The sequence below is a fragment of the Brevibacterium sp. 1718 genome (assembly GCF_051131255.1).
Classification (GTDB): domain Bacteria; phylum Actinomycetota; class Actinomycetes; order Actinomycetales; family Brevibacteriaceae; genus Brevibacterium; species Brevibacterium sediminis.
The window spans coordinates 3,005,078-3,027,155 of record NZ_CP186550.1; the positions used below are offsets into that span (position 1 = coordinate 3,005,078).

20 protein-coding genes are annotated in these 22,078 nt (G+C 62.1%); 11 read left to right on the forward strand and 9 right to left on the reverse strand.

Translation table 11 applies throughout. The features are described 5' to 3' along the window. Positions 1–50: 50 nt before the first annotated feature. The 5 genes from ACOZ9V_RS13540 to ACOZ9V_RS13560 form a co-directional block, all read right to left on the reverse strand. A complete protein-coding gene (locus ACOZ9V_RS13540) occupies positions 51–1,895 on the reverse strand; it encodes a DUF262 domain-containing protein (protein ID WP_434590800.1) in 1,845 nt (614 codons plus the stop codon). A gap of 401 nt (positions 1,896–2,296) precedes the next feature. Then, positions 2,297–4,753, reverse strand: a complete 2,457-nt coding sequence (locus ACOZ9V_RS13545) for a DEAD/DEAH box helicase family protein (protein ID WP_434590802.1) — start codon at positions 4,751–4,753, stop codon at positions 2,297–2,299. Positions 4,754–4,844: 91 nt separating this feature from the next. After that, positions 4,845–6,503: an Eco57I restriction-modification methylase domain-containing protein gene (locus ACOZ9V_RS13550; RefSeq protein ID WP_434590805.1), complete on the reverse strand. Its 1,659-nt coding sequence runs from the start codon at positions 6,501–6,503 to the stop codon at positions 4,845–4,847. Continuing rightward, entirely contained in the window at positions 6,500–7,150 is a 651-nt protein-coding gene (locus ACOZ9V_RS13555) for an N-6 DNA methylase (protein WP_434590808.1), read from the reverse strand. Before ACOZ9V_RS13555 ends, ACOZ9V_RS13550 begins: the two co-directional genes overlap by 4 nt. A gap of 521 nt (positions 7,151–7,671) precedes the next feature. Next, entirely contained in the window at positions 7,672–7,950 is a 279-nt protein-coding gene (locus ACOZ9V_RS13560; RefSeq protein ID WP_434590811.1) for a hypothetical protein, read from the reverse strand. A 509-nt stretch (positions 7,951–8,459) separates the two neighbouring features. Here ACOZ9V_RS13560 and ACOZ9V_RS13565 point away from each other — a divergent pair. Then, positions 8,460–9,125, forward strand: a complete 666-nt coding sequence (locus ACOZ9V_RS13565; protein ID WP_434590812.1) for a hypothetical protein — start codon at positions 8,460–8,462, stop codon at positions 9,123–9,125. Continuing rightward, positions 9,104–9,394, forward strand: coding sequence for a hypothetical protein (locus ACOZ9V_RS13570; RefSeq protein WP_434590814.1), 291 nt, complete (start codon positions 9,104–9,106; stop codon positions 9,392–9,394). The genes ACOZ9V_RS13565 and ACOZ9V_RS13570 overlap by 22 nt, the downstream gene beginning before the upstream one ends. Here ACOZ9V_RS13570 and ACOZ9V_RS13575 read toward each other — a convergent pair. From ACOZ9V_RS13575 to ACOZ9V_RS13585, 3 genes are all read right to left on the reverse strand, one after another. Further along, complete coding sequence (locus ACOZ9V_RS13575; RefSeq protein ID WP_434590817.1) at positions 9,387–9,581, reverse strand: hypothetical protein; 195 nt, start codon at positions 9,579–9,581, stop codon at positions 9,387–9,389. The genes ACOZ9V_RS13570 and ACOZ9V_RS13575 overlap by 8 nt on opposite strands. A gap of 11 nt (positions 9,582–9,592) precedes the next feature. After that, a complete protein-coding gene (locus ACOZ9V_RS13580) occupies positions 9,593–9,967 on the reverse strand; it encodes a hypothetical protein (protein WP_434590820.1) in 375 nt (124 codons plus the stop codon). A 747-nt stretch (positions 9,968–10,714) separates the two neighbouring features. Next, positions 10,715–12,238 (reverse strand): recombinase family protein, encoded by a 1,524-nt coding sequence (locus ACOZ9V_RS13585; RefSeq protein WP_434590823.1) that lies wholly within the window; start codon positions 12,236–12,238, stop codon positions 10,715–10,717. Positions 12,239–12,257: 19 nt separating this feature from the next. Here ACOZ9V_RS13585 and ACOZ9V_RS13590 point away from each other — a divergent pair, with 19 nt between their 5' ends. From ACOZ9V_RS13590 to ACOZ9V_RS13625, 8 genes are all read left to right on the forward strand, one after another. After that, positions 12,258–12,551 carry a hypothetical protein gene (locus ACOZ9V_RS13590; protein ID WP_434590826.1) on the forward strand — a complete coding sequence of 98 codons (294 nt, stop codon included), beginning with the start codon at positions 12,258–12,260 and terminating at the stop codon, positions 12,549–12,551. Next, positions 12,548–13,522, forward strand: a complete 975-nt coding sequence (locus ACOZ9V_RS13595; protein WP_139908582.1) for a type II secretion system F family protein — start codon at positions 12,548–12,550, stop codon at positions 13,520–13,522. Before ACOZ9V_RS13590 ends, ACOZ9V_RS13595 begins: the two co-directional genes overlap by 4 nt. Continuing rightward, positions 13,519–14,457 (forward strand): type II secretion system F family protein, encoded by a 939-nt coding sequence (locus ACOZ9V_RS13600; RefSeq protein ID WP_434590829.1) that lies wholly within the window; start codon positions 13,519–13,521, stop codon positions 14,455–14,457. Before ACOZ9V_RS13595 ends, ACOZ9V_RS13600 begins: the two co-directional genes overlap by 4 nt. A gap of 201 nt (positions 14,458–14,658) precedes the next feature. Continuing rightward, a complete protein-coding gene (locus tag ACOZ9V_RS13605) occupies positions 14,659–14,856 on the forward strand; it encodes a hypothetical protein (protein ID WP_434595403.1) in 198 nt (65 codons plus the stop codon). 58 nt (positions 14,857–14,914) lie between these two features. Then, a complete protein-coding gene (locus tag ACOZ9V_RS13610; protein WP_434590832.1) occupies positions 14,915–15,313 on the forward strand; it encodes a TadE family protein in 399 nt (132 codons plus the stop codon). Then, the gene (locus tag ACOZ9V_RS13615) at positions 15,306–15,755 is read left to right on the forward strand and encodes a hypothetical protein (RefSeq protein ID WP_172170898.1); all 450 of its coding nucleotides are present in this window, start codon (positions 15,306–15,308) and stop codon (positions 15,753–15,755) included. The genes ACOZ9V_RS13610 and ACOZ9V_RS13615 overlap by 8 nt, the downstream gene beginning before the upstream one ends. Position 15,756: 1 nt before the next feature. Beyond that, complete coding sequence (locus tag ACOZ9V_RS13620) at positions 15,757–16,242, forward strand: pilus assembly protein TadG-related protein (RefSeq protein WP_434590836.1); 486 nt, start codon at positions 15,757–15,759, stop codon at positions 16,240–16,242. A 146-nt stretch (positions 16,243–16,388) separates the two neighbouring features. Beyond that, positions 16,389–20,159, forward strand: a complete 3,771-nt coding sequence (locus ACOZ9V_RS13625) for an FtsK/SpoIIIE domain-containing protein (protein WP_434590839.1) — start codon at positions 16,389–16,391, stop codon at positions 20,157–20,159. Here ACOZ9V_RS13625 and ACOZ9V_RS13630 read toward each other — a convergent pair. Then, complete coding sequence (locus ACOZ9V_RS13630) at positions 20,133–21,173, reverse strand: GNAT family N-acetyltransferase (RefSeq protein WP_434590842.1); 1,041 nt, start codon at positions 21,171–21,173, stop codon at positions 20,133–20,135. The genes ACOZ9V_RS13625 and ACOZ9V_RS13630 overlap by 27 nt on opposite strands. A gap of 44 nt (positions 21,174–21,217) precedes the next feature. Here ACOZ9V_RS13630 and ACOZ9V_RS13635 point away from each other — a divergent pair, with 44 nt between their 5' ends. Next, complete coding sequence (locus tag ACOZ9V_RS13635; RefSeq protein ID WP_434590845.1) at positions 21,218–22,027, forward strand: purine-nucleoside phosphorylase; 810 nt, start codon at positions 21,218–21,220, stop codon at positions 22,025–22,027. Positions 22,028–22,078: the final 51 nt, after the last annotated feature.

Genomic DNA, 22,078 nt, shown 5'->3' on the forward strand with positions numbered 1-22,078 from the left:
GAGTCACTTGAAGCGATTGGTTCTCTTGTCTCCTGGTGGATGAGATGCGATCACTCGGTGTCGTCGCCCTCGGCGAGCTCCTCATCGAGGTCTACAAGCGCCGTGGCCGGTGTAGTCGACGGTTCTGGGGCGAGTGGCCTCAGCATCTCGTGGATGCGTGCAGTCAAGTTCCGTCGGCGCGCTTCGAAGAAGTCGCTGAACTCATCGACGGTCTCCGGAAGAGTCGGAGGCAACGCGTTGCGTGACAGGAAGGCACTGCGCTGATCGTCAGACTGATACTCAGCGGCTAACCACGCGGCGGGAGACTTCGCAGACTTGCCGATGTTCTCAAGGCCCGGGAGCAGCTCCAGGTTCGGAAGCAGATCCCTCATATTCAACAGATCGTCTATCTGATCTTGGGAGAACTGCGGCGTGCCGTCCTCGCCTACATGACGTCGCAGCTTCTTCTTGTCCAACAGTGCGGCGGGGAAGACGTGGTCGACGTGGAACTGGTTGCGTGTATCGACGTGAGGAAAGAGGGCCGCAAGGACCGCGAAAGTCCGGGCCTTTCCGTAGTCCAAAGTCAGGATGTCGTCGACCAGAGCTTCTGTCACTGTCAACGGCTTGCCGCGTCTGGACATGGCCCGCTCGAGCGCTTCCACCGGGAATGCCGAGTCGCCCTGGTACTTGATGACCTCGCGGAGGTCGCGGAGTAGGGTGTCCAAGCCAGACCCCCACACACCGCGCACGATCAGAGATCGGAGCACCCATGAGCGGATCGTCTCACGATCGCCACGGGTCTTTGGCGACTCTCGGTAGGAGTGATCAAGTCCGCGGTGATGAACGTAGTACGCGACCGGGATGAGCACGCTGTCAGCAGTGAGCGACCCGCCCGATAGGCCAAAATCGCTGAGTAACCCGACTGCAACTTGGAGCGATTTACTCATCGCCTCCCAGCCCGCCTCGAGCTTGGCCATGTTTCCAGTGGTGAAGTTCTTCACCTTGAACCCGATGTCCCCGACGTCGGCGATGACAAGACCCGACTTCAGAACGGTGTCCCTGGAGAAATTGAACCCATTGCCCGTCTGGTTCAGAGAATCCACCAGCCCGTGAACTGCCGCTCGCGCATCGCCATCCCACTGTGCAGTTGCAATTGACAGCAGCAAATCGCTATATGACAGGACGGTGCCACCAGAGTTGACCCGGACGAAGATGTCGAGCACCCGTTCGATGTCCTGATCGTCCTCCTCATAGAAATGGAGGCTGGGGACAGTGTGCACGGCATTCCAGAGTCTGCTCACGAGGTCTATAGCTTCATCATTGCCACCGTCAAGCTTCATGATGATCTTGGTCATGGCGAAGGCGTCGGCAGCGTCGAAGATCTCGGAAACCGGCAGCCACCGCTTCGAGTCATCGTCTGCGGCCGCGTCGACGTCGTTCTTGGTCAGGAACTGGAAGTGGTACTTCAGGCCGAGCTCGTTCTCCGGAGCCTCGCCGGCAAGATTGAGATGAAGACGGCGCTCCGGGTACGACCATGGCTTGTTCGCCCAGCCACCATGGTTCTTGTAGGCGTATGTGCCCCGCAGACCAATGTTGAGCGACGTCAGCCGCTGCTGACCATCAAGGATCGCGACCACCTCGCGATCAGTGGGGATATCAATAACCGGGTTGTGCCGATTGTCGAAGGCACTGTAGTTCTTCATGAATCCATAAAACTTGAACTTGCTGATCGTCTCGGGCTCAACTCTCCATGACAGAAAACTGCCAACCGGATACCCTCGCATCACCGAGTCGAAAACGCGGATAACTTGGGACGGCTTCCACACATATTCGCGCTGGATGGCGGGCAGAATTATTCTTCGCTGCTGAATCTCTCTCAGCGCGGTGGCAATGGACATCGGCTCCTTGTGACCCATGAACTCAGTCTAAAGCAGAGCCAGAACAAGGACTCGCCAGTTAGATACCGGCGCAATACTAGTTCACCGTTCGCCTCCTGCTGACCAGCTCCGGCCGCGACGATGAGAACTTGTGTCCGCCTTGCCGTCAGCGCTCGAGCCGCGTTTTACTCAGACCACGATGGCATGCTCGCGCCTCAGTTCACCCTGCGGATCTCGACATGACTAAAGTCCGACATTTGGTCGATTTCATCGGACATGCGAGAAGGAGCCTGGGCTTCGCTAGGAGATCGCTACCCCTGTGTCCGAATAGGATGCTGGATTACAAGTTCGGAAATCGACTCTTCATCTACTTGGCGGGAACGTTCACAGCGTAGAGCATGTGAAGTCGTCTCGAAATTCGCCACGATTGAAAGCAGGATCTATTCGACTGCAACAACGGTGTCGTACAGCCCGTACCGCCTCAACCCTCCGTGTGACTCGATGCCGGTGTACGACAAGGATGCGTCCTCGTAGCGACGGAAGGCGAACACCGCTTGGTTCATCTGGGTCGAGTTGAACACACCTAGACGGACCAGGAGGTTGAAGTCGCCAACAGTTAGCCCGGTGACAGTCTTGAATAGGTCGGGCTCGATCTTGGTGATGACGTCGTGAAGTGTGTTCTCGCGGAAGTCGGTCAGGTACATAAACGCGGGAATCCGGGTGGCGAACTTGATCAGGTTCTCCTGAATCTTCTTCCGCTTGGACTTGTACTCTTTCTCTTCCTCCGTGAGTTTCTTCTTTTCGGCCTTGCTGAGATCGTCGCCGCGTTCCTTCTTCGTGCCCTTGACAGCCTCGCTCTTGTTGACGACCGTCTCGAACACGTCGCTGCCGAGGGCACGGAAGCCTTCAATGTTCATAACCGCGTCCATGGCAGCTTCACTGCTCATGAGGCGACGTAGGGTCTCGTTGTCGACATTGACGAGTATGGCCGACTCCCACTTTCGCGCGAGCAGCGTCGCCGAGGTGCCGGCCATCGCGATGTCGAGGATCCCACCGGCGTCGACCTGGGTCATGTTCGAGCCGTCATAGGCGAGCACAGGGAGGAACTCCACCAGTTCCTCGACGGCACGCTCGGGATTCGGTGCATCCGGGGACAGGCCAGCGCCGTAATCCGCGATCTGTCTCAGGGCACGAGTCGGGGCGAAGTCGAAGACGAAACAGACCGGCTTGATGACCTCCTCGGCGCTCGGGTCGTTGCCTTCGGGATTCTTGATTGACCATGGCGATTGGACACGGAACGCGGCCTGGAAGTACGTCTCGGGCGAGTTGAGGTTGCGCAGCATCAGGATCGACGACCACTGTTCAACCGTTACACCCGTCGTGAGTTTCCCGCAGGACAGGGTGATGGTCTTGGTGTCGTTTCCATCGGCAATAGCTTCGCGCACAGGCGGCAGCGCCTTGAGTCCAATGCCGGCACCGGTGCCAGCGACCACGAGGACGTCGTACTCGTGCCAGAACACGTTCTGACGTTCGGCGAGCAGGTTCGCCATGGCGTCGCACGCGGCGACGTTAGGGAGGAACCAAAACGAGTGCTGCAAGTAAGGCAGCAGTCGGGCGTCGGAGTAAGGGAATGGCGGACGAGTGCCCATGCGCATCGCATCGACCTGGGTCGGAAGATGTGCGCTGCGGATGATATCGAGCCACTTCTGCACATCGTCCTTGTGCGTGAATACGGCATCATCGCCGCGCCCGGCCGCCTCGAAGAACTCGTTGAGATCGAACTCGTCGAACTCACCCTGGTTCGCCACCGCAACGAGCTCGTCGGGCATCTGGTAGGTCAACAAGCGCATCTCCGGCAGTGCCCCATAGGGGTTCCACTCCCCCGGGTGGCCCGCTGTGTACTCGGCCTTGGCCCGCTGCTCGTCGGTGTACGTCCAGTTGAAGATCTGCTCCTCGATGAACTCACCGGTCGCCAGCGCCTTGAAGGGTGTGCCCGAGAGGTACAGGTACGCGCTGGTCGTGATCTCGATGAAGTCGTCCTCGCCATGACCGAGTTCGGAAAACTCTTCGTCGAACGCGTCCAACCCGGCGTTGTACTCGGCGTCGAGCTCCTTCTTCGCGACTTTGTCGTCCTCGCCCTCGAAGAGCTCTTTGGCCGACTCACGCCATGCGCCGAAATGGTACTCGTCGAAGATCACGAGATCCCAGTTCGTGGTGTGAACCCACTCGTTGCGGGACTTGATGCGGCCGGTGGCACGGTCTCGACCAAGTAGATCCTGGAAGGACCCGAAATACACGAGCGGCCGGGACTTGTCCACGTCGTTCGGGGTCCCGCCAGTGGCCTTTGAGAGGTATTGCCAGCCTTCGAAGTCGACGTGGGACTTGAGATCGGACTCCCACGAGTCCTCGACTGCTGGCTTGAAGGTCACTACAAGGATTCGCTTGGCCCCGAGCCGCTTAGCCAACTGGTAGGCGGTGAAGGTCTTGCCGAAGCGCATCTTCGCGTTCCACAAGAACCTCGGGACTGCCTCCGGGTCCTCGGCCCACAAATGCTCGAAGTATTCGTAGGTCTTCTCGACCGCCATCGTCTGTTCGGGCCGCGGTGGGAAGGTCTTGTGGTGAGTACCAGTGAGCTGAGCGCCGGTTCGAAGCTCGACGATCGCGGTGAGGACATCTGCTGGGCTGCAGCGAATCCACTCGCGTGCTGATCCTCGTTTGGGGTTCTCGAAACCCTTCTGAACGAGTAGCATACGCACGTCCGAATCGCGGAAAATGGAGCCGTCATCACGCTCGGCAATTTCATTCACGAGAAGGGTGTACGCCTGCTGCACTTGGCCTTGCGACTCACGGATGCGATCGTTGACGTCCTCCCGAGTCGTCTGACCGACCTTGACCAAGCCTTCGTAGTCCGGCGAAGGGTTGTTCGGCATCCAGGCGTAGATCCGAAGGCGCGCGATAGGTTTCTCGGGGAGCAGCTCATCGATGCCCCTAGTCATCGCCGTCGGCTCCGGTGTCCTCGAACAACGTGTGGTCGTGGGCTGCTACCTGGGATTCGATGAACGCGATCTCCTCCTCGGTTAGGCCGTAGCGCTCGTAGAGTAGTTCGTCCGTCCAATCCCGGTCCATCGGAACATCAGGGACGAAGGCGTAGACGTCTCGGTTTGCGTGTTGGGTGGATTTCCTCAATGAAACGAGAAACCGGACGAACCGAGTGCTTAAGAACATGGCATAGCGTTTCGCATCCTGTCGGTCGTCGAATCGCCCAGCTACCAGGTAGGTTTCAGTGCAGGCCGTGCTCGGGCCGGCGAGAATTGGTTTCGACAGGAACTTGGTTTCCACCGCAGCGCTCGTCCCTTGGACTGCAGTCATGAGGACCTTCCAGTCATCGACCCACGATTGGTTGACGGGGAGTTGATTCTTCTCGATCCAGGTCACTCTTCGCGATCCGTAAAGCTGAACTGGATCTTTCTTCCCGCTTGATGTCTCGTCACCATGGAAGAATGTACGAAGCCCAAAGGGCTTACCCGTGGATACCCGTTCGTCGAGGGTGGGTTCGTGCTTGGCGCGAACCTTTTCGAGGATCGGAACTGCCGCGTTCCACCGAACGAGGACGTCGTATGCGTCCAAGTAGCGCGCGACGGGTTTTCCGACTGGCTGACCATCCCACATCGTCTGGACGGTGCATGGGCCGTCGTAATCGCGGTCCCAGAGGAAGTAGGAGATGCCGCCGCGGATCTTTACACCGGGAAAAGCTTCATAGAGCTTGGGAAAGTCGACAATGTCGTGCATACGGTGATCCGAGAGCATCTTTTTCCGGTACTCATCAAGTCCTTTCCCGCCAGCGAACCACCTGGACGGCGTGACGAATACCGCGAACCGCGGGTCGAGCCCAAGTGCCTTCTCGACGAAGTGCTGGTAGATCGGCGCGGCTGAGGTGCCGTACCCGCCGTCGCTGAGCTGATAGGGCGGATTGCCGATGATGACGTCGAACTGCATGGTGTCTCCGAACATCTCGCCGAGGCGAGCCTTGATGTCGTCGGTGTGGATGAAGGCGTAGGCGTGGGTCTCGAGATCGTCGCCGCGACCGTAGTCGCCCTCGCCCGCGCCGCAGAAGCGGCACCGGCGATGGGTGTAGACAACGAGGTCATCGCCCCCGAGTGGGTTAGTGCGGATCTCTCGCTTCCCGCCGACCCAGGTGTGCTCCGTCCGTTCGAACCAGATGTTGCCGGACTCGGTAGCGAACGATGTCGCGATAGAGTGCTTCCCATTCGCGTACTTCGAGCAGTACAGGCTGCGCCTCGCGAGCAGAGCGGTCAGCTGCGTAATGCCGATCCCAAATACCTGCTTGGTGAGGATGTGGTCAACACGCTCATTGAGGTCAGGGATCTGCGGCTTGAGCCCATCGGTCAGTCGCCGGGTGATCTCGCGGAGGAACACGCCGGACTTTGTGAACGGATCGAGGAACGTGACGTCCGGGTTCTCCCAGATGCTCGCACCTTCGTTTGCGTCAGCCCAGGCGTCCTCGAGGAGATCGAGCATGCCATTGGCAAACTCCGGCGGAGTGATGACCTCATCGTTCGAAAGGTTGGCAATGCACGACAGCACGTCGGGGTTGTGCTGCTGAAGGGTGAAGGGTGCCTGAGTCACGAGGCCACCTGCTCAGCCAGCTCACGGACAGTCATAGTCGGATGCGTCGCGGCAGGGGCGAAAAGGTCCCCCTCGAAGTCTTGGAACAGCGATCCCTCCGCTTCCCACGCGGAACGTCTGGTGAGCTCGTCGTACCGGAAGTCGCTGCGCTGGAACTTGCCTTTCCCGAGGTAGCCCCACTCGGCGAACATGATTGGACTGCCGTAAGGCGTCGTCATTGTGAGAGCGTCCCCCTGGACGATGTTGACCTCAAGTACGGCACAAGCTGCGCGGGACCAATCGTCCGCTTCGTCCACTCCGACGTAGGCGTTGAAGAGTGCCCAGAGGTTCCCGCGGCACTCCACGGCATTGTCCGGGAGGAGCTCGATACCGTATGTACACATCAACGCGAAGAGCGCGTAGTGGCGCTTTTCGAACTCGCTCTTGCCATGCCGCGACTCAACGGCGAGGAGCTTCCGCGTAAGGACTGGGATCAGGAAGTTGCCAGACCCGCAAGCTGGTTCGAGGATACGAGAGTCGATACGTTCAGTCTCCCCTTTAACCAGGTCTAACATGTCTTCGACCATCCACGACGGGGTGAAGACTTCACCGTGGTCGGCGACTCGCCGCTTGGATCGGATGAGCCGTTCTGTCTCGCTCAGCCCCATTGATGGTTCCTCGTGAATTTCATACCACAATGATACGTCCACCCTATGGCGGGCAACCTGCCTCAACCGCCGGAACGACGGAGGGTGAAATCAGGCTCCATACGCCCCTTCACTCAGGCAGGAATCATCGAACGCCGTCGTGAGAGCGAATACACACTGCTAAGGCCGCTTAGAGCGGTCAGGTCGTCCATCGCCTCTGGCTCGGTGCGTGGAAGGCCCTCACCTGGCCGATAACGCTTTGGCTCGGATCCACTGCACGATAGCGTGACCTACTTGAGAAGACGGCATCAAGTAGCGCTGTTGAGATCTCGTCGATCCATCCTCCGCCGTACATCGAAAAATACTCGTTGGGAACCTGGTCGACTGTGGAGAGAAGGGCGTCCCGGCCGCTTCTAGTTGTCTTATCCATATCGTGCCTTGGAAACGTGCATTAGATGCCCTATTCAGCGCCTGCTCGAACTTCGTTGACTATTGGTGCACAGCGGACGCCTCGTCAAGGATCCGCTGGACGCCAGCTCTTGTCACTGTTTAGGTTTCACCTTGATGTTGGTGCCCTCACTAATGAGGGTGGCATACCCATTGAGCTCCCGATCTGAAAATGCGCCACCAAGTTTCTTCGACTCTTGCTTGAGCGCAGATTTGACCGTAGAGACCGGTTTTCCCGAGTACTGCTTAGTGAGTGAATCAAACAAGTTCTGCCACTTCTGGGCAAGAGCTTTGCTCTCGTCTTTCAGCAGTTTCTTCAGCTCACGGTCGAAGTTCCCGGAGAAATCGAGCGTCACAGAAGAACCCATCGTCATACCCTCTGCTTGATCGTCTTGCCGGGGTGACGCTGAGCCGTCGACTCTTTGACGAAGCGACCAGTTGCAGCCGAACGATTGACCGTCGTCTTGTTCGACGTCCCCCGCCCCACTCGTTCGGTCACTGTTGTGGACGGGCTTCGACGAGCTGTCGAAGCCTTGACGAATCGCCCTGTTCGAGCATTCCTATTCACGGTGCGTGCCATCTGGCACCACCTCCGTTCTGGGCCTTGGCCCATTGCGAGCACTGCGCATGGAACTGATAGTCTCGATACCCTAGTTCCCCAACTAGACATCGTGCCCTGGACAGCTCCACCCCGGAGATCTCCAGGGCTTCGGTGCTCTGAGAACTAGTGTAGTAACCGCCACTGACACGAGAGCAGCTTTCGCCGCCGACTTCGACTCTCGGACAGCGGATTGGGCCAGAACCCCGCATCTATCCCGCTCAATCGATATCGATTCAAGCATGGTCCGGACCTTGTGTCATACCCGCAGACTACGCTTGCGGAATGGACAAATGGATATGGTCGATAACTGCGATAGCGTTCGCAGCGTTCATCGGGATAGTCGTCGTCGCGGACAACGATCCAAGCGTACGGGTCGGCGCATGGGCGCAGTTTGTCGCCACGCTGGGCACTATCTTCGCTGCGTACTTAGCTTTCCGTACAGCCGATGCAAACCGCGCACAGGCGAAAGAGGCGAACCAAGCGTTGGCCGAGGCGACAAGGCCGCAATTATCCCTGAACATTACTCCGAACACCTACGGGTCAGGTCGACCTGACCCTATGACACCACTGACGCTCACCATTTCGAACCGATCGAAGTTCAACGTAAATGCCTATCGCGTCGATTGGAAGCTGCCAGGCGGCACATTCAGCAGGAAGGACCTCGGAGCGATATTCGCGGACGCGAACCCAACAACGGGAACCTTCAGTGATCACGTGTCCTACGCAAGCGGCCTCAGTTCACATGAACAGGTTGAGTTGGGCCTGCACCAGATGTATTTGAACAGCGTCATCGAGGTCGTGTTTTACTACTCGAGCACGTTCAGCAACGGCGAGTGGATGGAGGTTCACTTCTGGGAAACGCGGGATGAGCACGACCGTCTCACGGATCCGAACTGGCGGCTATTCCATACCTACGATCCGCCGAAATGGATACCGACCAGCACATGACCGAGGACTACGGCACCGCAACCTGGCGCTACTGGCAGAAGGTCTGCAATGCTGTCGCCTCCCGCGGTTCCTATCAGGACCGTCCTCCAGTGCCAGTGCGTGCTCGTGTCGTGTTCGAACAGGACGGGGAGGTGTGGCTCGATGGCACGGCCACACGCCTCGGGTTCGACGGCGCGATCTTCGTCGAGCTCGTCGACCGACGCATGCAGACAGTGGGCGCGTGGTTAGCGCCAAGCGACACGTGGTGGCCGGAGAAGCCGGTTACTTGAACTTTTTCTGGGGCTTGTAGTTGAACACGGACTCGCCCGGTCGGTACTGTTCGCCAGCGGCCTCCTGCTCACGCAGTTCGTCTTTGCGTGACCACCGCATGCCTAGACGCACGCCCTGTGCGATGACGAGAATGAGAATGACAAGGCTAATTGCCCAAACCACTAGTAATCCGAATGCATCTGCCATGATGCTTCCTTTCAGTTCTCGCCGTCTTTGATTGCCCCGCCGAGTGAGTCGCGCAGGACTTCGAGGGTTTCCATATCGGCAACGATTGCCCAGGTAGTTCCAACGAGGGCTTCCTGCCCGAAGGAGGCCATTCCGTCTGACCAGTATTCAGTATGCTCGGACTCTGGGAACCAGGCTAGAACAAATTCGTCGTTGCACGCGCGGAGTTCGGATCCGGGGATCAACGGTGCTTCGCCACGGTCTTCGTAGTCGTCGCAGATTCCGCCGGCGTCGAGGACATGCTGGTGCAGCTCGTCCATGCTAGCTGCTTCGATGGTGCTGCCAGATCCGCACGCAGAGAGGGCGAGGGTGAGTGCCGCTAAGGCTGAAATGAGGGGTTTGCGCATGATCGGATCATAAGCTGTTTACGCTTCAATTACATTGACCACTACCAATTAAGTATCCGATTTGTTATGCGCGTGCTCTGTGTCACGTGCCGATGATTCTCGCCTGAACGTGACCGTTAGTCCTATTCGGCAATGTGCCTGGCTACTCGCGCACCCACCCAGCACACGACTGGGCGGCAACAGATCCCTCTCTAGCGAGGCTATGCTCCTACTCACCGACAGGGGCCAGTGCGATAATTGCCCTATTGGGCGACACCGGCCACTGACCAACCACCATGGCTGCCCAGAAAAGGACGGGAGCTCATCGCATTGCCAGTCGACGCTCACCACTTATAGCTCTCGTTCGACAAGAGCAATGCTGCTCCAGTCGAAAGATTTCGTATAGACCTCTCAACACCTATCGACAGGCCGATTCGATAGGTAGAGTTGAAAAGGACGAAAGAAATCCCATCGGGGCCACGACTCAGACGCGTGGGTAACTTACTCGAATATCGTCCGGCAAATGAAGCGAATCAGCGGGGAGCCGGGGTGTAGTCGACCCCGAAAGTTCCTCGCTATGACCGCCGCACGCAACAGCCAGGCGACTGACCTCCCTGATGAGTACCAGGAATGGCTGGCTTCAACGATCAACAGGTTTCCGACACCCGGCCCAAACGTTGCGCAACGCCTCGTCGATATTTTGGGGCCAGAGACATCCGTTGCGACCGAGACTGGATCGATTGCCGCCTAGCTCTCCCGGCCTTCTATTCAACTTCCGTGCAGCACATCGTTGCGCAGGAATGCACTCGGGTCGACGACAACTCTGTTCGGGTCGAATCGTCGGCCGGTGTTCCTCGTCGGGCGATTGACGGAAATGTCGAAGAGGATCCGGACGATCGCTCTTCGATCCAACAGCGTAGCTTCTTCCCAGCTTTCCCGAAGAGACTCCGCACCGATCATCTTCCGCAAAGTGGGCGATGTTATCGGAGCAACCTCCGCTCGGCGAAGCTCGTTCAATTCGGTTTCGATTCGCTTGTCCTCGAGGGCATACGCTTTCAACGTGATGTCCTTCCTTCGGCGAAGTGATTCGAGTTCGTCACGCTCGGCTTCCAGCGCAGCAATCTCGTCTGCCAGGTTCCTCCCATTCTGCTTGCCCGACTGACGCTCCTGATAGGCAGAGACCAAGCTTCCTCGAAATCTTCGAGACTCGAACAGCGCCAGGATCGTCGCCTCGACCAGTTCGTCGACGGGTACTCCAGTCACGTTGATTTTCCGACACCCTTCCTTCTGGCAAAGGTACGCTTTCTTCATTCGCCGCTGGTTCGTAGAGGCCTTAAGGCGAGAGCCACACTCGCCGCACTTGGCGATTCCAGATAGCAAATGCTGCGGTGCTGGCCCCCTGGGTATTGGCACGGTCAGCCGGGACTTGTCAGTCAGAAGCGCGTGCAACTTCAGCCACTCTCCGTAGTCGACGATCGGATCCCACCCCGCCGGGCCGATGTCCTCGCCGCGATAGACTCGTCGCCCTGCGATCGTCGGATTCAAGAGCAGTTGGCGTAGCGTGGAGGGCTCCCAATAGTCGACGACATCATGAGGACTTTCCTCCACCGTCTTGGCACGAGCAGATCGCGGGCTAGAAATTCCACGTTCGTTAAGGCCTTTGCACACTCCGCGAAGGGACTTTCCATCCAGAATGTCACGCACAGCCTCCGCCAATACTTGGGCGGCCGGAAGCAGTTCGCCCGATTCGTCATACGGGGTCTGTTCGATCAGCGATCCGGTGGTCGAGTCGTAGATTCGGCGGTATCCATACGGCAACCGCCCATGTGGGCGGCGCTTCTCCGCATTATCGCGTACGGTCCTCAGGTTACGGTCTCGGATATCCCCGGCTTCGCGCTCCGCCATGAGCGCATCCAGCCCGGTGGTGAATTGATCGTCGGAACGACTGAGGTCATAACGGCGACCCTTGTAGACAAGGTGAACCCCGGAGTCCATGCAGGCCTGCCTTAGGAGCACATAGTCGGCAAGGTCGCGAGCAGCTCGGCTCATCTCCCAGACCAGGAGGATATCCACCTCACGACTGGTGACCAGATCGAGCGCCTCGTCGAACTTCTCACGGTCCCGTTTGCGAGATGCTGAGGCTGAACGGTTGTCGTCACGGAGAGTATGAGTGATGGTCACATCATTGTTCTTCGCCCACGCAACGTTGGCCTGGAGCTGAGCATCTACAGACGTGCCTCGAAGTTTGGGATCTCTGCTCGCTCGACCGTACGAAAGCGCAGTTTCAGTCATACAGTCGATTCTAGTTGATTTGCACCCTCTGTTCTACATGTTTGCCGGGGCGAACATCTCCTCGGCGTTCGTCGTGCCCACCGTCGCAGTCAGCCTCGATGTCGTCGTCCACCTGCGCAGGGATCCGTCCGGAGTGCGTCGAATCGATGAGATCTGCGCGGTGCCAGGCGGAGTCGAAGGCGACGTCGTCGAACTCGACACGATCTTCCATTCGCCACGAGGACAGCTCGTTCGCGGTCAGGGGTTCGGCCACCTCGGCGAGCGATTTGCGGCCATCGGCCGCGATCTTCACGCCATTCTGGAGGCAGCGTGAGCTATTCCCAGTCCGCTCTGCTCATCGGTGCCTGCCTCGGGGCAGGACTGTTCCTCATCTGGATGTCACTGTGGCGGCGACCACAGAACAAGAGGACTCAGTCGCGGTGGGTGCGCGAGCTCGATGACATGCTCACCGGGGCCGGATTCCCCAGGCTGCGGCCGGCCCACCTGCTGCTCATCTCCGTCGCAGCGTTCTGTGTCGTTGCGGTCGTCGCGACAGTGCTCACCGGATCGTGGGCGATCGCGCTGTGCTTCGGTCTGTTCGCCTCCTGGCTGCCACATCGGGCGCTGCAGCATCGGGCGCGGAGCCGACAGGTGATGCGGCGGGAGCTGTGGCCAGAGACTCTCGACCATCTCAATTCCGGTGTCCGTGCGGGTCTGTCCCTGCCTGAAGCACTGAGCTCTCTGGCTCATCGCGGGCCCGAACCGCTGCGACCGCTGTTCGAAGTCTTCGCCGAGGAATATCGGGCCAGCGGTTCGTTCGCATTGGCGTTGGAGCGCTTTCGGCAAGTCAGCGCCGACCCGGTGGCCGACCGCATCGTCGTCGCGCTCAGCGTCACCAGGCAGGTCGGCGGCAGCGATCTGGGCACCATGCTCCGAGCCTTGGCTCAGTTCGTCCGCGACGATGCCCGCACCCGCAACGAGCTCTCCGCCCGGCAGCAATGGACGGTCAATGGTGCCCGACTGGCCGTCGCCGCACCGTGGGTGGTGCTCGCATTCCTCTCCACGCGACCCGAAACGGCCGTGGCGTACAACTCGCGGACCGGGCTGATCCTCCTGGCGGCGGGCTTCGTCGTCTCTCTGCTGGCGTATCAGGCGATGAAGCGCATCGGTCGGCTCCCGTCCGAACCCAGAGTCATCGAAGGGTCCTCACTCAGCGCCGCCCACCGACGTTTCGCGGGCAGCCCCGGCGCGAATGGCGGATTCTCGGCCGACGACAAAGACGCTGCGGACCGGCGGGCGGCATGAGTCCCCTCGGCGAGCCCCTGTCGGTCCTGGCCCTCGGACTCTTCAACGGCTTCGCCCTGTGTGTCTTCGTCCTCTCCCTCCCGCCGCTGCGCAGACCGACTCTGTCGTCGCGGATCGCACCCTATCTGCGGGATCAGGAATCCCTGATCGACATCTACGCTCCGCCGACCCCTCGCACCGAGGGGTTCTGGGGACTGGTGAAGTCCTGGCTGATCGGTTCGACCCTGTGGGTGACGTCGCGCATCACCACGGATGCGACTCTGCGGCTGCGCATCGACCGCCTCGGCGGCAATGCCACGATCGAACGCTTCCGCATCAACCAGGTGCTGAGCATCCTCGTCGGGATGATCGTCGCCGGCGGTCTGGCCGGTGCACTGTCGGCGCAGCGCGGCTTCTCCCCCATCGTCACCGTCGTCCTCGTCATCAGCGGCGGCATCGCCGGGCACGTCTTCAACGATTGGCGACTCAGCCAAGCCATCGCCCGCCACGAATCCCGTGTGCTCGCCGAATTCCCGACCGTCGCCGAACTCCTCGCACTGTCCATCACCGCCGGTGAGGGGATCGTGGAGGCTCTCGAACGCGTGTGCCGCACCTGCTCCGGCGACCTCATCGACGAACTCCGCGCAGCCCTGGCCGCCACCCGCACCGGGACACCGTTGGTCGAAGCGCTCGATGGGATGGCTACGCGCATCGCCATCCCCGAGATCGTCCAGTTCGTCGACGGCCTCGCCGTGTCGATGACCCGCGGCACCCCGCTGGCCGAGGTCCTCCGCTCGCAAGCCGCTGACGTGCGCGAACAGTCCCGACGACGGCTGCTGGAACTGTCCGGTCGCAAAGAGATCGGGATGCTCATTCCGGTTGTCGTCTTCGTGCTTCCCGTCACCGTGATCTTCGCCGTCTTCCCGTCCCTGACCGTCCTCGACCTCAGCCCGTAACAACCGCACTCCGCACCACCGACCACATCCCGCACCACTGACCACGCCCGCACCCACAGCCAGTCACGCACTACCGACCACGCGGATCGAACCCTCGACCTCGCCGATGAAGGAGACACGATGTTCCGCCAGTTCACCTACCGCCTCGTCCCGCTCTTGCTCGGGCTCATCCCGGGTCCTCCTCCGCGAGGAGGAACCACCATCACCGAGGCGGCCGAGACCGGCATCGACGCGAAGCTCACCGCCGATGTCGACCGTCCCGATCGCGGGGACGTTCCCGGCTGGGTCCTCATCACCCTGATGACTGCGGGGTTAGTGGTCGCATTGTGGGCTCTGGCCGGCGAGGCCTTCACCTCGATGTTCCAAGACGCGATGAACAAGGTCCGCGGGGCCGGGTGACCCAGCTGTGACCAGTGGCGACGAGACACTACCGGGAAGTCGGAGGAGGGTTGCCTCGATGACGGAGGCAGGCGAGCACAGCGATTCGGGATCCGCCGTCGCCGAGTTCGCCCTCATCGCCTCGCTGCTGGCCCTCATCATGGCCGGCGCCCTGCAGATCGGTCTCGTCATTCACGTCCGCAACACTGTCATCGACTCCGCCATCGCAGGGGCGAGGCAGGCGAGCCTGGCCGATCAGACTCCGCGCGACGGGCAGAAGCTCACCCGCGACCTCATCCGAGTGTCCGTGGGCGAGCGCTATGCCCAGAAGGTCACAGTCTCGACGTCACAGCGCGGTGCCGTCGAGATCGTCGAGGTGAGGGTGACGACCCCGCTGCCCGTCCTCGGGCTGTGGGGACCCGCCGAGGTCTGGGACCTGCGCGGACGATCCATCGTCGAGGACGTCGACCGTGACTGAACCCGCGTTCGTTCAGGGAGTCGCGACCGACGACGCAGACGAAGGAACGGCGGTCATCGAGTTCATCTTCGCCTCCATCGTCCTGCTCATCCCGGTCATCTACCTCATGCTCACCCTCTCCCAGCTGCAGGCGGCCAGCTATGCGACCACCTCGGCGGCGATGTCGGCCTCACGTATCGCCGCCCGCGACGCGAACCCCTCGGAGGCTCGCGCCCATGCCGTCGCGAAAATGCATTTCGCGGACTTCGGGCTGCGTGATGCGCCGACTTCCATCACCTACTCGTGTGCCGGACCCTGTGGACAGGCCGGCTCTCTCGTCACCGCTCGAGTCGAGACGAAAGTGTCACTGCCCGGGTTCCCGCTCCTCTTCGGCTCCGACCGGTCTCCACACATCACATTGCGCGCAAACCACACCGACGTCGTCGCCACAGGACATCAGTGATATGCCAACCGCGGGAGAGCACCGCTGTGAACGGGGACGCGAATCGCAGATCGGCCGCGACTCGGATCATGATTCGGATGCCGGGTCCATCACGCCGCTGGCCATCGGCTTCGTCGTCATCGCCTTGCTGCTGGCCTTCCTCATCGCTGCCCTGACCGACCTGCACATGGCCCGCCGAGAGCTGCAGGGGCTGGCCGATTCTGCGGCGCTGGCGGCCTCGGACTCGTTCGAACCGGCTCCCGGTGACGATCCCGGTCTCGTGTTCTCACCTCCAGCGGCCAAACGCGCCGCCGGACGGTACCTCGAAGCAGTGCCGACTCCGAAGGACATGGGCAATCTGCGGTTGAGCGCCGACGCCGATGGAACGCATTCGGTGCGCATCCGCATCGAAGCCCGCTACTCGCCGGCGCTGCTCTCACCGTTCGTGCCCGGCCTCATCGACCTCCACGCCACCGCTTATGCCCGGGGCGCCCTGCGTCTCGACTGATCAACCCGAGCCGTCTCCACTTCGACGCTGATTCCTGTGGGCACAGGCTCAACTCACGCATCCTGAGGCTGTGGATGCCCAAAGCGTATCCACAGGGCGCATTCTCGCTCTTGCCCAAGCCATGCGCTCGCGGTGAGTCTGTGGGCATGAGAACCCTGGGACTCATCCATCGTATTGAGACGAACGGAGCCGTCACGAGCATGAGCATCGAAGCCGAATCAGCCCAACCGGCCCTCGAGGTCCTCCGGTCTGCCCTCGGAGCGGAACTGACTTCCCAGGACTTGGCCGCCGGCAACCGGCTCGACAACCACAGAATCGAGTCGATCAGCTGGGGTCATTGGCAAAGACTCAATCCCATCACTGTTGTTGGGGCGAATGTTCTGCGCACCACCGACGACTGTGCCGACTCCGCGCGGACGAACGTGTCCGTCGTGGCAGGACCGGATGCGGGATTCGCCCTGACGCTCGACCCACGGCGGGCTCGCTTGTCTCGACTGCCCCACCCTGATTGCCTGACCATCATCGACCCCAGCATCTCCCGCGCTCCTCAGCCGCTGCGACTCGATGCCACGGGGACTGGGCCCGCCGCAGCTCTGGGTGCGACTGTGCTCGCACCGGGCACGGCAGACGGCTCGTCGGCCGGCTCTTCTTCCTCGGCTGCCCGTTCGGCTCCGCCGATCCGGTCCCCGCCGCTGCACCACAGCAATGACATCCACATCGCCCCGAAGACGATCGACGATCCTCGGCCGGCCAGACCCCCACAGTGGTGGACGTTCCTCATCCCCGTCGGCATCGGCGTGGTGCTGGCCGTGGCCACCGGAATGTGGTGGTTCCTGCTCTTCAGCGTTTCGGCCCCGCTCTCCGGGTGGGTCGCCTACGTGGTGGAGAAGAAGCGTTTCACTCGCGACAGCGCGCAATGTCGACTTGACCGCGACGAGGCGTTGGCCGAGGCGCGGGCCAGGCTGAGCCGCCTGGAGACGTCGCACCGTCAGATGATCTTCTCGTCCCCTGGTCTGTGTCTGGGTTTCGGGACGGTCTTCAGCGACCTCACTATCGACGAACGGCTGCAGCGTGGAACAGACCACATCGACGGTCGGATCGTCTGCACCGATATGCCGGTCCGCATCGATCCACGTACGACCACGGTCACCGTCAGCGGAACACCCGCAGTCCTGCGCACCATGGCCTTCGCCTGGCTGTCCGATCGGCGATTCAGATGGCGACCGAGTCCCGAACTCTCGTTGCTGCCGGAACTGGCAGGCACCGGGTTCTCCGCCGACCACGCATCGACCACGGTCGGGTCAGGCTCACGCCCAGACGCCGGCATCGATGATGCTATCTCGATCATCCTCGACGAGGCGGTTCACCCCGCCGTGCTCACGCTCACCGCCCCGCATGCCGGCTCCGCGGTCTCGCTGACGGTGGGCTCTCTCGCGCAGGCACGCACCACGTCCTCGACTGCGCCCGGTGGCCCGGTGCCAGGACGGGCACTCGTCGCCACACTCATGCCGGCCGCGCGATTCGTCACTCTGCACTGTGGCCGCTCAGCCGAAAGCGGCCCCCGTGCCTGGCCCGACCATGGTCTCGGCGAGCTCTGCGACGATGCACCCGAGGCCATCCGACAACGGTGGCGGTCTCCTACCTCGGGGTCGGTGCCGATCGGGCGCGGAACCGACGGTGACGTCGGCGTCGATCTGTTCTCCGACGGTCCTCACGCTCTCGTCGCCGGCACCACGGGCAGCGGAAAATCCCTGCTCCTGCAGACATGGCTGCTGTCGATGGCCTTGGCACAGCCGCCTCGGCGACTGCATTTCGTCCTCATCGACTTCAAAGGCGGGGCCACGTTTTCACCACTGCAGGATCTGCCGCACACCGACAGTGTGCTCGACGATTTCGACTCCGGTCTCGCCTTTCGCGCTCTCGTCTCCGTGCGCGCCGAGATCACCCATCGGGAGCGGCTGTTGGCCGACCACGGGTGTGCCGATGTCACCGATCTCGCCGACCCTCCACCACGACTCGTCGTCGTCATCGACGAGTTCCATGCGCTGATGGCCACCCATCCTCGCGCCGCCGACCTGCTCGAACACCTCACAGCTCTCGGTCGGTCCCTCGGCGTCCACCTCATTCTCGCCACTCAGCGCCCGATGGGCGTCGTGACCGGGCAGATGAAGGCGAACATCAACATTCGCGTGTGCCTGCGAGTGCGCGATGAGACCGATTCCTTCGACGTCATCGGCTCCGAGGCGGGTGCGTTCCTGCCCGTGGACAAGCCCGGCGCCGCCTGTCTGGACTCCGGGCTCAGCGTCTCCCGATTCCGCGTGGCGGTTCCGTTCGGACATGACGCCCACGCCGAGGCGGCCCTCCGCCCTCGCGTTCGTCCCTGGGTTCCGGGGCCGGTTCCGTCCCTGGCCAGCGGCGCCCACGGCGTTCACGTCGACAACATCATCGCCGCGGCTCACGACATCGCCAGGGCCGAGGACGCTTCGGCTCATCGACAGGTGGTGCTGCCTCCCTTGCCGGGACCTGAAGAGATGTCGGCCTGGGCGGCAGGGGCACTGGCCCAGTCTGATGGTGAGCTCGCCGCTTCCTCTGCGGTACCGGTGACGGACGGTGGTGAATTCGCGCCGACAGTCACGGGGATCATCGATGTTCCCAGTCAGCAGCGGCAGCAGATGTGGTCATTCGACCCGGACGTGGATGGTTCCACGATCCTCACAGGCGGCAGCCCGGACACCCTGGAATCCGTGCTTGCGACCATGGCACGAGCGGCCGCTCCGACCCGACGGATCATCGCGATCGGCAGGATCGCCGCGGTCTTCGACTGGGCCGAGATCAGCTGCGGATTGAGCTCGGGCTGGCGGATTCAGGCGGTGCTCGACCATCTCTCTGCCAGTGGGGGCCCGAGCAGATTCTCGCGCGCCGGTGAAAGCACAGATTCCCCGACCGGGTCGAGGCAGAGTCGACAGCCACCGAGCCTGATCGTCTGCAGCAATTGGGCCGAGTTCGTCGACTCGCTCGACCACTACTGGGCCGAACGGGCCGAACGTCTCCTCGGACATGGTGCCGAATCGGATCTCGTGTTCCTGCTCGCCGGGTGCCGGAATATGACGAGCAGGAGCTCTCGTTTCTCCACCCAGATCATCTTTCCGCCCGCGGCCGGCGAAGACGGAACGAGCGTCGGGCTCAGCCGGCAGCGATTCGCCGGTTCGTGGCCGGATCTCCGCGCCGTCATCCGCGGTCCCCGCGCGCAGGCCGCCGGCGGGGACGGTGCTGATGTGCAGTTCGCACCCGGTGATGCGGCACGATTCGATTCGTCGATGTCCGAGGCGGGCACCAGCATCCTCGGCGGATCACCCGGCATTCCGGAGGCCCGGAAGGGATTCGCTCCACGCTGGCGGGGGCTTGACCAATCTGTGGGCGTGGGCGAGGAATCCTTCAGCGGCATGCCGGGCTGCATCCCGGTCGGCGTTGATGCTTTCGACGACCTCGTGGTGTGGGATCCGCGGCGAGACGGTTCGGTGCTCACCGTTCGCGGTTCTCCGCAGAGCGGCAAGACCGGATTCGCGACGTACCTGGGCCGCCTCGGCGGGGTCTCTGTCCACGACGATGTGCACATGGAATCGGAACCAGCCGACTGGGATCTGCTCGACGGACGCTTCCATGTGCTCACTGTGCCGACACGGTTCACTCCCGGCTATGGTTCCTCTCTGGCGAAGGCACAGAGTCTCGGACCGCTTCTCGTGCTCGGTGCGCATACCAGGCAAGATCTCACCGGGCTCGGAGTGCTGCGACAGGCCCCGCTCGACGGGCTGCCGGGGACGGGCTGGTTCGTCACCGAGGACCGGGCTCGCCCTGTTCGCCTCTTCAGCCCAAAGGGAGTCGAGCCTGAGTCAGTTGACGTCGGCAGGCGGTCCTGAGAGAGTCTCGTAGCGGTAGAGCTCAGTGGCGGTTCCGGCGTCGAGCAGTCGATCGACGAGCGAGGAGATCACTGGCATTCCGCTCGTGACTTCGATGACGACATCGGCGTCGACCGACAGCCTGGCCAACAGGAGTTCGGCATCGGCGACGGCCGCGGCGAAGTCCTCACCCGTGGTGTCTGCGGCACCGTCGCGAGTCTCGAACATCGACCCGAGGATGAGCTCGGTCGGCGGTTCCTCGTCGACCTGGTCGACGGTGGCCCTGCCGTCCCCGACAGCATCTCCGGCACCCGGTTCACCGGCCGAGGGCAGAACACCGGCGGTCTCGTCGGCTTCCCGCGCATAGGACACGGCGAAGGCGCTGAGTCCACCCGCCTCGGCGGTCCCGGCAGCGCCATTCAGCAGCGCGGCACCATGAGCTCCGGCCGCCTCGGAGAGGAAAGCGTTATTCACCTGTCCGATGGTCAGCGGGCCGACGGCATCGTCTCGGTTGACGGCGGTGTACCAGGCGAGGAATGCCTTCGTCAGCTTCACCGAACCGGTGGCAACGATCTCGAGGTCCTCGGCCCGACCGCCGCCGGCCGGAGGCAGAGCACCAGCGGGGACCCGGATCACGCGGGTCGTTGTCAACGGAGTGAACCCGAGCGCCTGCGCGAAGCCCTCTCCCGGGCTGCCGGCGTGCACACGGGCACGCAGATCGAGGCCCTCGAGTGCGGTTCCCCGCGTCTCCGCGCACACTGCGTCGAAGAGTTCACGCCCCTGACCATGTCCCTGCTCCTCGGCGGCGACCTCGACGTGGACCCACGCCCGGTAGGGGTGAAGCGGGGATTCGGCGATCGCGGCGGCTCCGACGGGAACGTCGGGGACCACCTCGGCAACGACGGAGCGGATCAACGGCGAATCCGAGGACGGACGGAACAAGGACCTGGCCATATGACCGGCCGGGGTGGTCGCGTCGGCGAACACCTCATTCAGGCGCAGATCGTCACCGTCGGTCAGCTCTCGAATCGGCATGTGCTCGCTCCTTGGGCGGTGGGGAACTTGATAATCTTGGCGTCATGACTGACTTAAGCGATCCTACCGCCGCCGCGCACGCCGCGGCCACGACCATCAACGCGAACGCGGGCATCGAAGCCCATGACATCGCGCTCGTCCTCGGCTCCGGTTGGGGTGGGGCGGCGGACCTCCTCGGCGAGACCGTTGCCGAGATCTCCGCGGCGGAGGTCCCCGGATTCCACGCCCCCGCCGTCGAGGGCCACGGCGCGACGTTGCGCACGGTGCGCATCGAAGCCAGCGGCAAGCATGCGCTCGTCCTCGGATCGCGCACCCACTACTACGAGGGCAAGGGTGTCCGGGCGGTTGCCCACGGTGTGCGCACCGCCGCGGCTGCCGGCTGTTCCTCGCTGGTGCTGACGAACGGGTGCGGCGGGCTCAACCGCAATTGGGGGCCCGGCACTCCGGTGCTCATCTCCGATCACATCAATCTCACCGGCACCTCTCCGATCGAGGGCGCGAACTTCGTCGATCTCACCGATCTGTACTCCCCGCGGATGCGCGCCATCGCCAAGGAGATCGACCCGACGCTCGACGAGGGCGTGTACGCACAGTTCCACGGACCTCATTACGAGACCCCCGCTGAGGTGCGCATGGCCGGGGTCCTCGGTGCCGATCTGGTGGGAATGTCGACGACGTTGGAGGCCATCGCCGCACGTCAGTCCGGGCTCGAACTCATGGGAATTTCGCTGGTGACGAACCTTGCCGCCGGCATCCAGGAGACCCCGCTCTCTCATGCAGAGGTCATCGAAGCCGGAGCCGCGGCCGCCCCGCGCATCTCCCGTCTGCTCGCCGACATCGTCGCGAAGCTCTGAGACGGCCAGCCCCACTCCGCGCTCCCCCGCCCCGCCACCGCGAATTCGCAA